The 16,724-nt window shown below is 72.9% G+C and carries 13 protein-coding genes; 10 read left to right on the plus strand and 3 right to left on the minus strand.

The window, feature by feature from the left end; translation table 11 throughout:
* The first annotated feature begins 5 nt into the window (after positions 1-5).
* A complete protein-coding gene (locus BM236_RS06585) occupies positions 6-2,087 on the plus strand; it encodes an acetyl/propionyl/methylcrotonyl-CoA carboxylase subunit alpha (RefSeq protein WP_091121665.1) in 2,082 nt (693 codons plus the stop codon).
* Positions 2,084-3,262 (plus strand): acyl-CoA dehydrogenase family protein, encoded by a 1,179-nt coding sequence (locus BM236_RS06590; protein ID WP_091121668.1) that lies wholly within the window; start codon positions 2,084-2,086, stop codon positions 3,260-3,262. The genes BM236_RS06585 and BM236_RS06590 overlap by 4 nt, the downstream gene beginning before the upstream one ends.
* A 20-nt stretch (positions 3,263-3,282) precedes the next feature.
* On the opposite strand, the gene BM236_RS06595 is transcribed toward BM236_RS06590, so the two are convergent.
* On the minus strand, positions 3,283-4,290 hold the full coding sequence (locus BM236_RS06595) for a matrixin family metalloprotease (protein WP_139230045.1): 1,008 nt from the start codon (positions 4,288-4,290) through the stop codon (positions 3,283-3,285).
* Between the two features lie 120 nt (positions 4,291-4,410).
* On the opposite strand from BM236_RS06595, the gene dinB reads away from it, so the two are divergent.
* Both dinB and BM236_RS06605 read left to right on the plus strand, forming a co-directional pair.
* On the plus strand, positions 4,411-5,625 hold the full coding sequence (gene dinB, locus BM236_RS06600) for a DNA polymerase IV (RefSeq protein WP_245750180.1): 1,215 nt from the start codon (positions 4,411-4,413) through the stop codon (positions 5,623-5,625).
* An 81-nt stretch (positions 5,626-5,706) separates the two neighbouring features.
* Complete coding sequence (locus BM236_RS06605) at positions 5,707-6,804, plus strand: YihY/virulence factor BrkB family protein (RefSeq protein ID WP_245750181.1); 1,098 nt, start codon at positions 5,707-5,709, stop codon at positions 6,802-6,804.
* Between the two features lie 45 nt (positions 6,805-6,849).
* Here the strand turns inward: BM236_RS06605 and BM236_RS06610 are convergent, their stop codons facing one another.
* Both BM236_RS06610 and BM236_RS06615 read right to left on the minus strand, forming a co-directional pair.
* A complete protein-coding gene (locus BM236_RS06610; RefSeq protein WP_091121676.1) occupies positions 6,850-7,407 on the minus strand; it encodes a protein-L-isoaspartate O-methyltransferase family protein in 558 nt (185 codons plus the stop codon).
* A gap of 40 nt (positions 7,408-7,447) precedes the next feature.
* Positions 7,448-8,962 (minus strand): glycosyltransferase family 39 protein, encoded by a 1,515-nt coding sequence (locus tag BM236_RS06615; RefSeq protein ID WP_091121678.1) that lies wholly within the window; start codon positions 8,960-8,962, stop codon positions 7,448-7,450.
* Between the two features lie 26 nt (positions 8,963-8,988).
* Here BM236_RS06615 and BM236_RS06620 point away from each other — a divergent pair, with 26 nt between their 5' ends.
* From BM236_RS06620 to BM236_RS06645, 6 genes are all read left to right on the plus strand, one after another.
* Complete coding sequence (locus BM236_RS06620; RefSeq protein ID WP_091121680.1) at positions 8,989-9,741, plus strand: enoyl-CoA hydratase family protein; 753 nt, start codon at positions 8,989-8,991, stop codon at positions 9,739-9,741.
* Positions 9,742-9,883: 142 nt separating this feature from the next.
* On the plus strand, positions 9,884-12,082 hold the full coding sequence (locus BM236_RS06625; protein ID WP_091121682.1) for a HelD family protein: 2,199 nt from the start codon (positions 9,884-9,886) through the stop codon (positions 12,080-12,082).
* A gap of 117 nt (positions 12,083-12,199) precedes the next feature.
* On the plus strand, positions 12,200-12,832 hold the full coding sequence (locus BM236_RS06630; RefSeq protein ID WP_139230046.1) for an SGNH/GDSL hydrolase family protein: 633 nt from the start codon (positions 12,200-12,202) through the stop codon (positions 12,830-12,832).
* Between the two features lie 78 nt (positions 12,833-12,910).
* Complete coding sequence (locus tag BM236_RS06635; RefSeq protein ID WP_091121687.1) at positions 12,911-14,881, plus strand: anthranilate synthase family protein; 1,971 nt, start codon at positions 12,911-12,913, stop codon at positions 14,879-14,881.
* Between the two features lie 5 nt (positions 14,882-14,886).
* A complete protein-coding gene (locus tag BM236_RS06640; RefSeq protein ID WP_091121690.1) occupies positions 14,887-15,432 on the plus strand; it encodes an anthranilate synthase component II in 546 nt (181 codons plus the stop codon).
* Positions 15,429-16,724, plus strand: coding sequence for an anthranilate synthase component I family protein (locus tag BM236_RS06645; protein ID WP_091121692.1), 1,296 nt, complete (start codon positions 15,429-15,431; stop codon positions 16,722-16,724). The genes BM236_RS06640 and BM236_RS06645 overlap by 4 nt, the downstream gene beginning before the upstream one ends.

Below are 16,724 nucleotides of genomic sequence, written 5' to 3' on the forward strand. Positions count from 1 at the left end.
CTCCTGTGATCTCTCGCGTACTCGTCGCCAACCGCGGCGAGATCGCGTCCCGCGTCTTCCGGACCTGCCGCCGGCTGGGCATCACGACCGTCGCCGTCTTCTCCGACGCCGACGAGGCGCTGCCCTACGTGGCCGAGGCCGACCTGGCCGTCCGGCTGCCGGGGTCGGCGCCGTCCGACACCTACCTGCGGGGTGACCTGGTCGTCGCCACCGCGCTCAAGGCCGGCGCGGACGCCATCCACCCCGGCTACGGCTTCCTGTCGGAGAACGCGTCCTTCGCCCGCGCTGTGATCGACGCCGGGCTGACCTGGATCGGTCCCTCGCCGGAGTCGATCGACGCGATGGGCTCGAAGATCGGCGCGAAGGCGATCATGGCGGCGGCCGGAGTGCCGGTGCTCTCCGCGCCGGACCGGCCGACCGAGGCCGACCTCCCCCTGTTGGTGAAGGCGTCGGCGGGCGGCGGCGGCCGCGGGATGCGCGTCGTGCGCTCGCTCTCCGCGCTGGAGGACGAGATCGCCGCGGCGCGCGCCGAGGCCGAGTCGGCGTTCGGCGACGGCACGGTCTTCGTCGAGCCCTACGTCGAGCGGGGGCGGCACGTCGAGGTGCAGCTCGTGGACAGCTCCGTCTTCGGCGATCGCGACTGCTCGATCCAGCGCCGGCACCAGAAGGTGCTCGAGGAGGCGCCCGCGCCGGGCCTGCCCGACGACGTCCGCACGGCGATGCACGACGCGGCCCGCAAGGCCGCGGAGGCGATCGACTACCGCGGCGCCGGGACCGTGGAGTTCCTCTACGACGAGGCCACGCAGCGGTTCTGGTTCCTCGAGATGAACACCCGGCTCCAGGTCGAGCACCCCGTCACCGAGGAGGTCTTCGGGGTCGACCTGGTCGAGCTGCAGATCTCCTCGGCGAGGGCGGTGCCGGGTCTCGATGCGCCTCCGCCTAGCGGCTCCGGCTACTCGACCGGCGAACCTGTCGTTGGTCGAGTAGCGAGCGCCAGCGGGCGTATCGAGACCACGCCGCAGGGGCACGCGATCGAGGTGCGGCTCTACGCCGAGGACCCGGCGGCCGACTACGCGCCGCAGACCGGCACGCTGACCCGCTTCGAGATCCCGGCGATGGAAGGAATCCGGGTCGAGGCCGGCTTCGGCTCCGGGTCGACGGTCACGCCGTTCTACGACGCCATGCTCGCCAAGGTGATCGGCCATGCTCCGACCCGGGCGGAGTCGGCCCGCCGGCTGGCGGCGGCGCTGCGCCGCGCCCGGATCCACGGCGTCAGGACCAACCGCGAGCAGCTGGTCGCGATCCTCGAGTCGCCCGAGTTCCTGGCCGAGCGGCTCTCGACGGCGTTCCTCGCCGACGGAGGACCTCTTGGGGCCTGCGGGGCCGGTGCGACCTCCGAGTCGGCCCAGGGGTCACGCTGGCCCCGGGAGCAACAAGAGGTCCGCAAGGCCGCCGCGCTGGCGGTCGCGGAGACGGCGCGCGCGACGCGGAAGGTCCAGCAGCGCATCCCGGTCGGGTTCCGGACGGTGACCAGCCAGCCGCAGCGGGTGGAGTTCACCGACGGCACGTCGGCCGAGTGGTACGGCGGCCGCGACGGCTACCGGGTCGAGGGGGTCACCGTGGTCTCGATACGGGCCGCTCGTCCCTCGCGGACCTCCTCGACCAGCGAGGTCGTGCCCTCCTCGATCAGCGAGGTCGAGGTCGTGCTCGAGGTCGACGGCGTGCGGTCGACGTACGACGTGTGCGTCACCGGCGACCGCATCGACGTGGACGGGCCGTTCGGGCACACGGCGCTCGAGCGGGTCCCGCGGTTCGTGGACCCGGCGACGCAGGTGGCGGAGGGCAGCCTGCTGGCACCGATGCCCGGCAGCGTTGTGGCCGTCCACGTCGTGATCGGCGACCGGGTGGCCGAGGGCCAGCCGCTGCTGGTCGTGGAGGCGATGAAGATGCAGCACACCGTCGTGGCGCCGCGCGCCGGGACGGTGACGGAGCTGGCCGCGACCATCGGCCGGCAGGTGGAGGCGGGCGCGGTGCTCGCCGTCGTCGAGGGCACGCAGTCGGCGGACACAGCGGAGGAGCAGGCATGAGCACGATCGACTTCACCGAGCCGGAGGAGCGCGTAGCGCTGCGCGAGGCGGTGGCCAGGCTGGCCGGGAAGTACGGCCGGGAGTACATCGAGAAGCAGGCGCGCGAGGGCGGCAAGACCACCGACCTGTGGCTGGAGATGGGCCGCAACGGGTTCCTCGGCGTCAACATCCCCGAGGAGTACGGCGGCGGAGGCGGCGGCATGGCCGACCTCGCCGCGGTGCTCGAGGAGGCGGCGACGGCCGGGGCGCCGCTACTGATGATGGTTGTCAGCCCGGCGATCTGCGGCTCGATCATCACCCGGTGCGGCACCGACGAGCAGAGGCGCCGCTGGCTGCCTGCGATCGCGGACGGCTCCCTCCTGATGGCCTTCGGCATCACCGAGTCCGACGCCGGCTCCAACTCCCACGAGATCACCACGACCGCGACCCGCGATGGCGACGAGTGGGTGCTCAGCGGCCAGAAGACCTTCATCTCCGGGGTCGACGAGGCGCAGGCGGTGCTGATCGTCGCGCGGACGGCCGACGCGAGGACCGGCAAGCTGAAGCCCGCGCTCTTCGTGGTGCCGACCGACGCGCCGGGGTTCTCCCGGCAGCTGATCCCGATGGCCTGGCAGGCGCCGGAGAAGCAGTTCACGCTCTTCCTCGACGACGTACGGCTCCCGACCGACGCGCTCGTGGGCGACCCGGACAGCGCCGACGGCGGTCTGTGGCAGCTCTTCGTCGGGCTCAACCCGGAGCGGATCATGGGGGCCGCGCTCTCGTGCGGGCTCGCCCGGTATGCGCTGGGCAAGGCGGTCGACTACGCGAGGACGAGGACGGTCTGGAAGGACCAGCCGATCGGGGCCCACCAAGGCATCGCTCATCCCCTGGCGAAGGTGAAGATCGAGATCGAGCAGGCCCGGCTGCTGTGGCAGAAGGCGGCGGCGCTCTACGACGCCGGGGACGACTTCGCGGCGGGGGAGTACGCCAACATGGCGAAGTACGCCGGCGGCGAGGTCTCCTGCAACGCGACCGACGTCGCCGTGCACACCCACGGCGGCAACGGCCTGACCGTGGAGTACGGCCTGGCCAACCAGCTGGTCGCGGCCCGCCTCGGCCGGATCGCCCCCGTCAGCCGGGAGATGATCCTCAACTTCGTGGCCATGCACTCGTTGGGGCTGCCGAAGTCGTACTGAGCGGAGACCTCGTCAGGAGGTCACAGGCAGCCGGCGTCGAGGCCGATGCGGCGGAGGGCGGCGAGGTCGCCGCGGTTGTAGTCGCCGTGGGGCGCCCCGATGTCGAGGGGGTACATCTGCTGCTGGGGGTCTGAGACGTGCTCGAGGCCGAGCGCGTGGCCGAGCTCGTGGAGGACGAGGCCGCCGATCGAGTTCGCGCCCGTCCAGCCCCGGCGGTAGTGGAAGGTCCGGTCGATGACCACTCCGGAGGACGTACGCCGACGGCCGGACGTCCAGCCGCCGCCGAGGCCTATCGCCGAGCCGGCGAGACCGCGCACCTCGCGCGGCGTCGTCCAGGCGAAGCCGATCCCGCTGGCCGGCAGACCGCCGTCACCCTGGCGGCTGAACGGGATCCCGGCGTACGACCCCGCGTAGACGAAGGTGAGGCCGGTGGCGGCCCGCGCCTTGTGCAGGGCGGCGGCGACGAGGCTGCGAGCGTTGCCCGGCGCACCGGAGAAGTTGATCCGGTAGGGGACCGCCGTGCACGGGTCGAACCGGGCGGGATCGACCCGGCCGGCACCCGCCCGCCCGGCCGGTCGGAAGGGGGTCCGGACGGTGATCGCCCGGCTCGGTGACACGGCCGTTCCGGTCGCTGTCGGAGCGACCACGCGGAAGACGTGGCGCCCGTAGTAGAAGGTCGGCGCCGGCAGCCGGAAGCGACCGAGCGCGTCGGCGACGGAGGTGGAGCCGGGCACCGCGGCCCAGCCGCCCCGCGTGCTCACCTCGACCTCGACCCCCGAACCGCCGACCGGCGCGCCCGAGCCGTCGACCACCTGTCCACGGACCACGACCCGACGGTCCAGCGCGACCCGGCGCGGAACGGGCGAGACCATGACGCGCGCACCCGCCGGCGCCAGCCGCGCGCTCGGCACGACCGCACCTGCGGCAACGGCGCCGGGACCGACGATCGAGCCCGGGAGCAGCGTGAGGGCGGCGACCAAGGTGGCGCCGCAGAGCGCGGAGAGGCGGCGAGGCGCGGGACGGTTCATCTCACTCTCAGCGATCGGCACCCGGCCCGGGCCCCTGAGGAGTGCGTTGAGCTCGTGACCGTTCGGGGCGCACGATGATCCGGTGTTGCCATGGTCGAACATGAGTTCGATCATGGGGAGGTGATCATCCACGCCGACCTCGACTCGTTCTTCGCGTCGGTCGAGCAGCGCGACGACCCGCGGCTGCGCGGTCGTCCGGTCATCGTCGGCGGCGGAGTGGTCCTGGCGGCGAGCTATGAGGCGAAGGCGTTCGGCGTGCACTCGGCGATGGGTGGCCGGGCGGCGCTCGCGGCCTGCCCGGGCGCGATCGTCGTGCCGCCGCGCTTCGAGGCGTACGTCGAGGCGAGCCGGCGGGTCTTCGAGATCTTCCGCGACACCACGCCGTTGGTCGAGGGCGTCTCGATCGACGAGGCGTTCCTCGACGTCGGCGGCCTGCGCCGGCTGGTGGGCCCGCCCGAGCAGATCGCGACGACGCTGCGGCAGCGCGTCCGTGAGGAGGTGGGGCTGCCGATCTCGGTCGGCATCGCCCGGACGAAGTACCTCGCCAAGGTCGCCAGCGCGGTCAGCAAGCCCGACGGTCTCCTGGTCGTGCCGGTGCACGGGGAGGAGCACTTCCTCCACCCCCTGCCCGTGGAGCGGCTGTGGGGTGTCGGCGCCGTGACGGCGGCGAAGCTGCACGCGGAGGGCATCTACACGGTCGGACAGCTGGCCGCGCGCCAGGAGGCCGAGCTGACGCTCGCCGTCGGCAAGGCGTCCGGACGACACCTGCACGCCCTGGCCAACCTGCGGGATCCCCGGCCGGTCGTGGTCGGCAGGCGGCGTGGCTCGATCGGCTCGCAGAGCGCGTTCGGCCGCCAGCACCGCTCCTTCGAGGACCTCGAGGCGCTCCTCGCGGCCCTCGTCGACCGGGTGGCGCGGCGGCTGCGGTCAGGCGAGCGGATCGGGCGCACCTTCACGCTCCGGCTCCGCTTCGACGACTACACCCGCGCGACGCGGTCGGCGACGATCCCGCGGTCGACCGGCGCGACCGCCACCTGGCTGGAGGTGGGCCGTCGGGTGCTCCGCGAGGCGCGACCGCTGATCGAGGAGCGCGGCTGCACGCTGCTCGGGATCACCATCTCGGGGCTCGCCGACGCCCGCAGCGAGCAGCTCGAGCTGCCGCTCTGGGACCGCGGGGCGGGTGCGACGAACCGCGAGCTCGACACCGCGCTGGACGCCGTGCACGACCGGTTCGGGAAGGCGGCGGTGACCCGGGCCGTCCTGGTCGGGCGCCACACCGGGCACGAGATGCCCACGCTTCCCGACCCGGGTCCGCCCGACGGCCAGAGGGCATGAGGTCAGGCGTCCGGCCGAAGCGCGCGTCCTGGGCGGCGCGCAGCCGGTCGGACGCCCCACCCCATGCCCTAGCCTGGCCACGTGGGCGTCGTGGCTGCGGTTGACCGTGCGCAACGGCAGTTCCCCCCGGTCGCGTTCCCGCTGGGCGTGATCTACAAGTTCTTCGACGACCAGGGCAACTACCTCGCCGCGATCGTCACCTACTACGCATTCATCGCGATCTTCCCGCTGATGCTGCTCGGCTCCTCGATCCTGGGCTTCTTCCTCGAGGGCAACGCCGACCTGCAGGAGCAGCTGCTCAACACGGCCCTGAGCCAGTTCCCGATCATCGGCGACCAGCTCGGCCGGCCCGAGTCGATCCAGGGCTCGACCGGTGGTGTGGTCATCGGCTCGGTGGTCGCGCTCTACGGCGCCATGGGTCTCGGTCAGGCGATCCAGAACGCGCTCAACACGGCGTGGTCGGTGCCGCGCAACAGCCGCCCCAACCCGATCCTGCTGCGCGTGCGCAGCCTGATCCTGCTCGCCACCGCGGGCCTGGGCGTGCTCGCCCTCTCGGTCGTCTCCACCCTCGGCGCGAACACCAAGGTCTTCGGTCCGACCGCGCAGACCCCGGTCCTGCGCTGGCTCATCATGATCCTGACCGTCATCGTCATCGGGACGGTCATCACGCTCCTGTTCCGTCTGGCCACTGCGCGCGACCACCCGCTTCGCTCGGCGGCGCCGGGCGCGTTCGCCCTCTCGATCATGTGGCAGGTGCTGCAGTGGGTCGGCGCGGTCTACGTGACCAACGTGATCAACGAGGCCGGGGGCGCGAACAAGACCTTCGCGACGGTCCTGGGTCTGATCGCCTTCATCTACCTCGCCGCGGTCATCGGCATCCTCGGCATCGAGATCAACGTGGTGCTCGTGCGGCGGCTGTGGCCGCGGGCACTGCTGACCCCGTTCACGGATGCGGTGGACCTCACCGACGCCGACCGCCGTGCCTACGCGTCCTACGCCCTGATGAACCGGCACAAGGGCTTCCAGACCGTCGCCGTCACCTTCGACGGACGCGACGGCGACACCCACGAGATCATCATGGACCCGAGCTGGGCCCGGAAGTCGCGCCGTCCGCGTCGCCGGCCCGAAGGAGACCCGCCCGGGCCGCACGAGATCGCGGAGCCGCACGACCACCTCTGAGACACCCCTGGGCCGCCTCTGGGCCGCCTCTGAGGCGTTCGCCGGCTAGCGCAGCGGCACGAACCGGTAGGCGCCGTGCGTGGTCACCTCGTCCACGCCCTGCTGCCGGACCGCGAGCGTCATCCAGCCCTCGACCGGCACGACGAGCCGGCCCGGGTCGGCGAGCTGGTCGAGCAGCGCGGTGGGCATCGACTCCGCGCCGGCGGAGACCAGGATCCGGTCGTACGGCTCCCCGGCCGGTGCGCCGAGCACGCCGGGCTGCGCCTCCTCGACGTGCGCCCACGGCCAACCGCCGGCCGCGACGTTGCCGGCGCCCCAGCGGGCCAGCCGGGGGTCGAGCTCGACCCCGACGACCTCGCCCTCCGGTCCGGTCAGGTGGGCCAGCAGGCCGGTCGTCCAGCCGGAGCCCGCGCCGACGTCGAGCACGCGCTGCCCCAGCTGGACGTCGAGCAGGCGCAGCATCGCCCGGACGGTCGTGGGCTGCGAGTTGGTCTGGCCGTGCCCGATCGGGATGGGGGCGTCCTCGGCCGCCCGCCACCGGTCGCCCTCGAGGAGGAACCCCTCGCGCGGGACCGCGGCGAAGGCCTGCTCGACCTTGTCCATGGCCTCCCGGTATCCGCCGGGCACGGTCGACGATCACGCGTCACGCGTCGTAGTGCGACAGCCGCGGCCACTGCTCGGCCCACGACCCGTCGGGGTCGTCGCACACCCGGACAGGAGCGCCCTGCTCCTCGGCGTCGAGGTCGTGGTGGTTGTCGAGCCGGGCCACCTCGCGACAGCCGGTGAAGAACCGCTCGGCGTCCAGGTCGCCGACGACCACGACCGGTCCGGCGCCCGCGGGTGGCGGGCCCCAGTTACGCCAGCCGTTGTGGCCGCTGAAGACGGGCAGCCCGACGTCGTACCACTCCGCGGCGCCGGCCTCGCCGTAGTTCTGCGTGAAGACGACAGCGGTCCGCCGCTGCGCGGGGGTCAGCCCGGCCACGACCGCGCGGATCTCGTCGGTGTACGCCGGCCAGCCGACCGTCTCGCGCTGGTCCTCACCGGCGTCGGCGTAGAACGTGCCTGCCCAGGTGTGGACCGGCAGCACGGGCAGGAAGATCGGCCAGGCGACCGCCGCCGAGAGGGCGAGCACCGCGGACGCCACGACCAGCCGCAACCGTGCCCAGCGCTCGGCGACCACGACGCAGCCCGCCGCGAGCAGGGGAGGGATGGCGCCGGCGAGGTAGTAGCCCTTGCCGCCGGCGACGAGGAACCAGCCGGCGAGGATCAGGAACGTCACCGGCAGCGGCCGGAGCAGTCGCCAGTGCGGCCGGCGCAGGAGCGCGACCAGCCCCGTGATCCAGACGACCGCGATGAGCGGGCTGAACATGATCAGCGTCTCGCCGACGTAGGCGACCCGCTCCCCGAGGCCGCCGTACTCCTCGCGGATGTCGGCGGCGAGCGCGAACACCGGCCAGTCGTGCTGCGCCTGCCAGACCAGGTTCGGCAGCCAGAGCAGCGCCGCGAGTGCCGCCGCCAGCCACGGCCACGGGGTGCGCAGGGCCGGCCGGGACGCCCCGCAGACGGCGAGCGCGACCAGCAGTGACACGAGGAGGAATGCGACGGCGTGCTTGTTGTTGAGGCCGACGCCCGCGACGAGCCCGGCTCCGAGCCACAGCCACCGCGCCCGGTGTACGTCGGACGGGCCGGTGCCGGCCCGGAGTGCCGCGGTGACCAGCGCGAGCACGGCCGTCCACGTGAGCATGTCGAACGTGGCGGTCGACAGCAGGTGCCCGAGCGCGAGCACGATGACCGAGGCGGCACAGACGACCGCTGCGACGATCTGGGCCGACCTGGTTCCGCCGAGCGCCCGGGCGAACCACGACGTCAGCAGCGTCACTCCGACCGAGGCCAGCACGCTCGGGACCCGGAGCGCGAGGACGCTGTGCGGGGCGACGAGGTCGGCGGCGCGGGCGAGCAGGGCCGTGAGCGCCGGCTGGTCGGGGTAGCCCCACGCGAGCCGGTGGCCGGCCGAGGTGAAGTAGAGCTCGTCGCGATGCGGCCCGTAGTGCGGCGCGAGCAGGAGCAGGGCGACCGCCTGCACGACCGCGACGGCGAGCACTCCTGGCGCCACGCCGCGGCCGACGCTGCGCGAGGCGGCGAGGGGCACGTTCGGCATCGTAGAGATCCGGCAGGATGGTCCGCATGCCCGAAGATGCTGAGCTGGTCCACTACGCCGTCGCCGACGACGTTGCGACGATCACCCTCGACTCCCCGCACAACCGCAACGCGCTCTCCCGGCAGCTCGTTCGGGAGCTGTTCGCGCAGCTGCAGCGGGCGGCGGCGGACGAGCAGGCGAAGGTGGTGCTGCTGACGTCATCGGGCCGAGTGTTCTGCTCGGGCGCGGACCTGTCGGAGGCGGCGAGCGGTGCGGCCGAGGACGGCCCGCGTGCCATCGTCGGTCTGCAGCGGGCCATCGTGGCGCACCCCAAGCCGGTCGTCGTCGCACTCGCCGGCCCGGTCCGCGCCGGGGGCATCGGGATCGTCGCCGCCGCCGACATCGTGATCGCGACGAAGGACGCCGACTTCGCACTGACCGAGGTGAAGCTGGGCCTCGCCCCCGCGGCCATCTCGCTGACCGTGCTGCCCCGGCTGACGAGCCGCGCTGCGGCCTACACCTTCCTGATGGGGGAGAAGTTCCCCGCCGACGCCGCGGCCGACTTCGGCCTCGTGACGACCGTCGTCGACGGCGACGACCTGGCCGCCGAGGTCGTCCGGGTGTGCGCCTCGGTCGCGAGCGGCGCGCCGCAGGGCCTGCGGGAGACCAAGGCGCTGCTGGCCCGCCCGTTGCTGGCCGCCATCGATGCCGGCGAGGACGAGATGGCCACGCTCAGCGCCCGGCTCTTCGCCTCCGACGAGGCCCGCGAGGCGATGCTCGCGTTCCTGTCCAAGAAGTGATGCCGGCCCGGAAGGCCCGCGGCCGACGAAACGGTGGGACGATCTGCGCCCCCAGCACCTCGCGGGGTAGGCTTTTCGACTTGCTGCCCTGCTCGGGAGACGGGGCGCACCGGACACGGATGAGCCTCGAGGGGAACGCGGGTTGAGCGAGGAGCTTGTCGAGCAGGAGATCGCACGCGAACAGGCGTTCGTGGATCGGGTCTACGTGCAGCTGGAGAAGTCGGCGAAGTCGGCGCAGGCATTGGCGAAGGAAGGCCATGCGCGTGGCGGGCTCGGCCACGAGGGCGGTCTGGTCGAGCGTGACGCGATGGTCTTCCAGGCCGCGCGGCGCATCGCCCAGCTGGACGCGGCGCACGAGGGGCTGGTCTTCGGCCGCCTCGACCTGCGCCCGGAGGTCGACGGCGAGCCGCGCTACATCGGCCGGATCGGCCTGCGCGACGAGGACCGCGACTCCCTGCTGATCGACTGGCGGGCACCGGCGGCCGCGGTGTTCTACCAGGCCACCGCGGCGGAGCCGCAGAACGTCGTACGCCGGCGCGTGCTGCGCGCCCGCGGGCGCGACGTCCTCGGTGTCGAGGACGAGCTGCTCGACGCCAGTGCCTACGAGGGGCGCGAGACCGAGCTGCCGATCATCGGCGAGGGCGCCCTGATGGCCCAGCTCAGCCGGGCCCGCGACCGCCAGATGCACTCGATCGTCGCGACCATCCAGGCCGAGCAGGACAAGGCGATCCGCGCGCCCGGCCGGGGCGTCGTCTCGATCTCCGGTGGTCCGGGCGTCGGCAAGACGGTGGTCGCGCTGCACCGCGCGGCCTACCTGCTCTACACCGACCGCCGGCGCTACGAGGCCGGCGGCGTGCTGATCGTCGGCCCGTCCGGCGTGTTCATGACCTACATCTCGCGGGTGCTGCCCAGCCTCGGCGAGACCGCCGTGGCCCTGCGCAGCCTCGGCGAGGTCGTCGACGGCGTGAAGGCGACCCGCCACGACGAGCCCGCGGTCGCCGCCGTCAAGGGCTCGGCGCGGATGACCGAGCTGCTCCGGCGTACCGCCCGCCAGCAGGTGCCCGGGAGCCCCGGTGAGTTCCGCATCTTCTACCGCGACGACGTGCTCACCCTCGACCGCAACCGGCTCGGCAACCTCCGCCGCCAGCTGATGAGCCAGGGCCGCCGCAACCGCCAGCTGCCGCGCGTCGCCAACACGCTGCTCGACGCGCTGTGGCGACAGGTCCGCAGCGAGCGCGGACGCGAGCGCGGCAAGCCGGCCTTCGAGGACGACATGCTCGGCGACCAGCGGTTCCTCGACTTCACCGCCGCGTGGTGGCCGGCGCTGGACGCCGAGACCGTGCTCGGCTGGCTGCGCGACCCCGAGTTCCTCGCCCGGGTCGGCGACGGCGTGGTCAGCTCCGAGGACCAGGCGCTGCTGCTCAAGTCGTGGTCGTCCCACTCCGGTGCCAACGGCCGGGTCGACCTCTCGATCCAGGACGTGCCCCTGCTCGACGAGCTGCGCTACGCCCTCGGCGACCTGCCCGAGCAGCCCGCCGACGAGCGCGACGTCGACACCGAGCTCAACATCAACGTGCAGGAGCTGCTGACCGCCTCGGACCGCGAGTTCGCCTCGGGTCCGGGGTGGCGTCCGCCGACCAACCGGATCGAGGACGACCCGTTCGCCCACGTCCTCATCGACGAGGCTCAGGACCTCACGCCCATGCAGTGGCGCATGGTCGGCCGGCGCGGCCGGACCGCGTCCTGGACCATCGTCGGCGACCCGGCGCAGTCCTCCTGGCCGGTGCCGGAGGAGGCTGCCACGGCCCGCGCCGAGGCGCTCGAGGGCAAGCCGGTCCACGAGTTCCACCTCGGCACGAACTACCGCAACAGTGCCGAGATCTACGCCTTCGCTGCCGCGTACGCCGGCCGGGTCGGCCTGGACGCCGACCTCCCGACCGCCGTGCGCTCGACCGGTGTCGAGCCGGAGGTGCTCGACGGCGTCGCCGACCTCGAGGCGGCGACCCGCACGGAGGTCGTCCGGCTCGCCGGCCAGGTCGCCGGGACCGTCGGCGTCGTGGTCCCGGTCGCCCGTCGCTCCGAGGTCAACTCCTGGCTCGCGTCCTGGCCCGAGCTCGCCGCCGACGCGCCGTCGGCCCGGGCGTCGGCCGCCGATGCCGGGTCGACCCCGTCCGGCGAGGACCGGGTCGTCGTGCTCACCGGCCTCGACACCAAGGGCCTCGAGTTCGACGGCATCGTCGTGGTGCGCCCGCAGGAGATCGAGGACGAGTCGCCGACCGGCCGCGCCACGCTCTACGTCGTGCTCACCCGGGCGACCCAGCTGCTGACCACGATCAGCTGAGCCCGGAGAACGACGCAGGAAGGCGCGGCTCCTGCCGACGTACCTGACGCGTCGGTGTGTCCTGCGGCCGACCGGGATATGGTTTTCGCGCTCCCCTCTCACCTGAAACGGATCTCGATGCGGCCGCTTCGCACTCTTCTCGGTGCCCTCCTCGTGCTGGTCGTGGCGGGGTCGGTGGCCCCGCCGGCGATGGCCGGTCCTCGCCTGCACGCGCGCCAGTCCGGCCCGGCCGCCAACCGGCTGACCTGGTCGGAGACCGGGTCCTACCTGCTCGGCGACTCCATCGCGGCCTATGCGACCGACGACATCGCCGAGCAGCGCCCGGGCTGGACGATCAACGCCGTCCACGGCCGCCCGGTCTCCGACCTCCCGGTGCTGGTGAGCAACCTCCGCGCCGTCGACCGGCGACCGTCCCGCGTCGTCATCGAGCTGGGCTCCAACCAGTCGGCGGGCTGGTCGAAGGCGGACTACGAGGAGACGGTCCGTCGCCTGCCGCGGTCGACCCGGGTGCTGCTCGTGACGCCCTACAAGGCGCCGTGGCGCTGGGGGCACAGGGCAGCCCGGACCACCGGTGCCTACGCGCACTGGATGAACCAGATCGCCGCACAGCGCCCGCACACCTGCGTCGTTCCGTGGCGGTCCCGCGCGAAGAGACACCCGGGATGGCTGCGCGACGGTCTGCACCCGAAGCCCGCCTACTTCTCGACGTGGGCCGACATCCTCCTGAAGGCCGACGAGGCCTGCCGCTGAGGCCTGTCATCTCGGCCCGGTCGCCTGCCCGCTGAAACGGGACGACCGGCCGCCACGCAGATCACTAGGCTTCCGCCCATGACCACGCACAGCGACGCCCGGGACGCCATCGCCGCGATCCAGGAGCACGAGGCGTGGGCCCTCATCCGGCGCTCGACCCGGGTGGGGGGCAAGGACACGATCGGAGCGCTCGGCGGTCGCCGCTGGGTGGCGGAGTCGCTGCTCGACGTACCGCTGGAGACCGGGGTGCCGGAGCCCGGCCGGACCGTGGACCGGCTCCTCGCCGTGCCGTTCCGTCAGGTCGCCGAGCGAGGCTTCGAAGCACACGACGACGGCACCCCGCTGGTGGTCGTCGACATCGACACCGAGGTCGAGCTGAGCGTCGCCGACGTGGTCGAGGCGCTGCCGGACGGCGGCATCGACTTCACCGACCGAGGCGGCTTCGAGACCTCCGACGAGGACTACGAGAAGACCGTCGAGGCGGTCATCCGCGACGAGATCGGGCAGGGCGAGGGCGCCAACCTCGTCATCGGCCGGCACTACCGCGCCGTGGTCGCCGACTGGACCGCCGAGAAGGCGCTGACCGTCTACCGCCGGCTGCTCGAGCGCGAGCGCGGCGCCTACTGGACCTTCCTCTTCTTCACCGGCGACCGCTACCTCGTCGGGGCGTCGCCGGAGCGGCACGTGTCGATCGCCGGTGGCGACGTCCGCATGAACCCGATCTCGGGGACCTTCCGGCTGCCGGGTGTCGGGACGGGCCTCGATACGGCCGCTGGCGCTCCCTCCTCGACCAGCGAAGAGGTCGCCGCCGGGCTGAAGCCGGCCCTGCTGGACTTCCTCAAGGACGAGAAGGAGATCTACGAGCTCTACATGGTCGTGGACGAGGAGCTGAAGATGATGTGCGACATCTGCTCGGAGGGCGGCCAGGTGCTCGGCCCGTTCCTCAAGCCGATGTCGCGGCTCATCCACACCGAGTACCTCCTCGCCGGCCACACCGACCGCGACCCGCGCGAGGTCCTGCGCGACACGATGTACGCCGCCACCGTGACCGGCTCGCCGGTCGAGAACGCGTGCCGGCTCATCAAGGCCTACGAGCCGGAGGGCCGCGGCTACTACGGCGCCGCGCTCGCCATCCTCGGCCGGGACGGGTCGGGCGCGCCGGTCGTCGACAGCCCGATCGTGATCCGCACCGCCGACGTGTCCACCGACGGCCGGCTGAAGGTCACCGCCGGCGCGACGCTGGTGCGGGACTCCGACCCGGCGTACGAGGTGGCGGAGACGCACGCCAAGGCCGGCGGCATCCTCGCCGCCTTCGGCCTGGTGCCGCCCGCCCCGGCGGCCAGCGGCGTCGGCATCCCCGAGCTGGTCGCCGACGAGGACGTCCTGCTCGAGCTCAACAAGCGCAACCGCCGGCTGTCGGCCTTCTGGCTCACCGACCAGGCCGGCGCCGCGCCGGACCCGCGCCTGGCCGGGAAGTCGGTCGTGATCCTCGACGGCGGGGACGACTTCGTGAAGATGCTGCGCCACATCCTGCGCGGCTTCGGCATGACCTCGTCGGTCGTCCGGCACGAGGACTACGTCGACGGGTGCATCGACGGCTACGACCTGGTCATCGTCGGCCCCGGGCCGGGTGACCCGCGCGACGACGCCGACCCCAAGATGGCCAACCTCCGCGCGGCGGTGGGATCGCTGCTGGCCGCGGAGCGGCCGTTCCTCGCGGTGTGCCTCGGCCACCAGGCGCTGTGCCACCAGCTCGGGATCGGCCTGCACTACAAGGACATCATCTTCCAGGGCACGCAGTCGGCGGTGCCCTTCTCGCTGCGCGGCGAGAGCCGCACCGAGCGGGTCGGCTTCTACAACACCTTCGTCGGCCGGGTCGCCGCGGCGCTGCCCGACGGCATCACGGTCGACGTCGACGCGGACTCGGGCGACGTCCACGCCGTCCACGGCCCGCACTTCGAGGGCATCCAGTTCCACGCAGAGTCGATCCTCACCGAGCGCGGCTACGACGTGCTCCACGGGCTCGCCGCGCGACTGCTGCTGGACTGACGGCCGTGCGTCGCGTGGTCGTCGTCGACCACCACGACTCCTACACGTGGAACCTGGTCCACCTGATCGCCTCGGTCATCGGCGAGTCGCCCCAGGTGGTCGAGCACGACGAGACCTCGCTCGACGAGATCGCCGGGTTCACGCACGTCGTGCTGTCGCCCGGCCCCGGGCATCCCGACGAGTACGACTGGTCGGTGCTGGAACTCGGGCTGCCGGTGCTGGGCGTCTGCCTCGGCATGCAGGGCCTCGTGACGACGTACGGCGGCGTGGTCGACCGGGTCGAGCCGGCGCACGGCGACGTGGCGACCGTGAGGCACGACGGCCGCGGGGTGTTCCGCGGGGTGCCGGACCCCTTCGAGGCGGTGCGCTACCACTCGCTGGCGGCCCTGGTGCTGCCCGAGTGCCTCGAGCCGACCGCGTGGGCCGGGGACGACACGGTCATGGGCGTTCGGCACCGAACGCTGCCGCTCGAGGGCGTGCAGTTCCACCCCGAGTCGATCCTCTCGACCCACGGCGCCGACCTGGTCCGCAACTTCCTGGGGCCGGCGTGAACGGGATCCAGGACCACTTCGCCGAGGTCGCCCGGTCGCACCGGCGCTGTGTGTGGCTCGACGGCGGCGGTGGTCGGCAGTGGTCGGGCCGGCGCTCGCTGATCGGTTGGCTCGAGCCGTCGGACGTCTCGATCACCTACTCGGCCCCACGCCGCGAGGTCACCCGCCACGTCGACGGTGGTGCGTCGGTCGTCGGCGACGACATCTGGGCCGTGCTCGAGCGCGAGGTCGCGACCGGTGGTCGGTGGTTCGGCTACCTCGGCTACGCCTGCCGCGCGGACCTGCCGGCCACGCCGTCCGACGCCGTGCCCGACGCCCTGCCCGACGCAGTGTGGATGAGGCCGTCCCAGCTCCGGCTGGTCGAGCACGTTGGTCTCGATACGCCTCCGCCCAGCGGCTCCGGCTACTCGACCGGCGAACGGGCGCCGGTGCCGGCGGCCTACGGATCGGCCTTCGGCGAGGTGCAGGAGGCACTGCACGCCGGGGACACCTACGAGGCGAACCTGACCTACCGGCTCGAGGTGGACGCGCCGAGGGACCCGGTGGAGACCTACCTGCGGCTGCGTCGGAGCAACCCGGCGCCGTACGCGGGCTATCTGCAGCACGACGTGCCGGGCGCGGGGGCGTGGCTGCTGAGCTCGAGCCCGGAGCGCTACGCGCTCGTCGACGCGGACGGCTGGATCGAGACGCGGCCGATCAAGGGGACGACGCCGCGTGCCGACGACCCCGCGGAGGACGCGGCGAGCGCGCGTCGGCTGGCCGAGGACCCGAAGTTCCGCAGCGAGAACCTGATGATCGTCGACCTGATCCGCAACGACCTGTCGATGGTGTGCGACTCCGGGACGGTGACGGTGCCCGACCTGATGCAGGTCGAGTCCTACGCCAGCGTCCACCAGCTCGTCAGCACCGTCCGGGGCCGGCTGCGCGAGGGCGTCGGCACCATCGGGGCGCTCCGGGCGCTCTTCCCGGCCGGGTCGATGACGGGCGCCCCCAAGCTGCGGACGATGGAGCTCATCGACCGGGTCGAGGCAGGGCTCGGCGGTCCGCGCGGCGCCTATGCGGGCGCGTTCGGCTGGGTCTCCGCCGACGGCCGGGCCGACCTCGGGGTGGTGATCCGCACGCTCCTCAGCCCGGACCGACGACGGTGGACGCTCGGCACCGGCGGCGGCATCACCGTGCGCAGCGACGTCGAGGAGGAGTACGCCGAGAGTCGCTGGAAGGCCGAGCGACTGCTGGCCGCGCTGGATGCGGGGAGCGACCCGACCGGTGCGGCAGGCGGCGTGGCAGGCTAG

Origin of the sequence: Nocardioides terrae, assembly GCF_900112345.1 — a bacterium.
Classification (GTDB): Bacteria; Actinomycetota; Actinomycetes; order Propionibacteriales; family Nocardioidaceae; genus Nocardioides; species Nocardioides terrae.

Excerpts from the sequence above, each read along its gene's own strand:
- BM236_RS06635 (WP_091121687.1), top strand. The coding sequence starts at position 12,911 with ATGACCACGCACAGCGACGCCCGGGACGCCATCGCCGCGATCCAGGAG.
- BM236_RS06630 (WP_139230046.1), top strand. The coding sequence starts at position 12,200 with ATGCGGCCGCTTCGCACTCTTCTCGGTGCCCTCCTCGTGCTGGTCGTG.
- BM236_RS06595 (WP_139230045.1), bottom strand. The coding sequence starts at position 4,290 with ATGAACCGTCCCGCGCCTCGCCGCCTCTCCGCGCTCTGCGGCGCCACC.
- BM236_RS06610 (WP_091121676.1), bottom strand. The coding sequence starts at position 7,407 with ATGGACAAGGTCGAGCAGGCCTTCGCCGCGGTCCCGCGCGAGGGGTTC.
- BM236_RS06620 (WP_091121680.1), top strand. The coding sequence starts at position 8,989 with ATGCCCGAAGATGCTGAGCTGGTCCACTACGCCGTCGCCGACGACGTT.
- BM236_RS06590 (WP_091121668.1), top strand. The coding sequence starts at position 2,084 with ATGAGCACGATCGACTTCACCGAGCCGGAGGAGCGCGTAGCGCTGCGC.
- BM236_RS06615 (WP_091121678.1), bottom strand. The coding sequence starts at position 8,962 with ATGCCGAACGTGCCCCTCGCCGCCTCGCGCAGCGTCGGCCGCGGCGTG.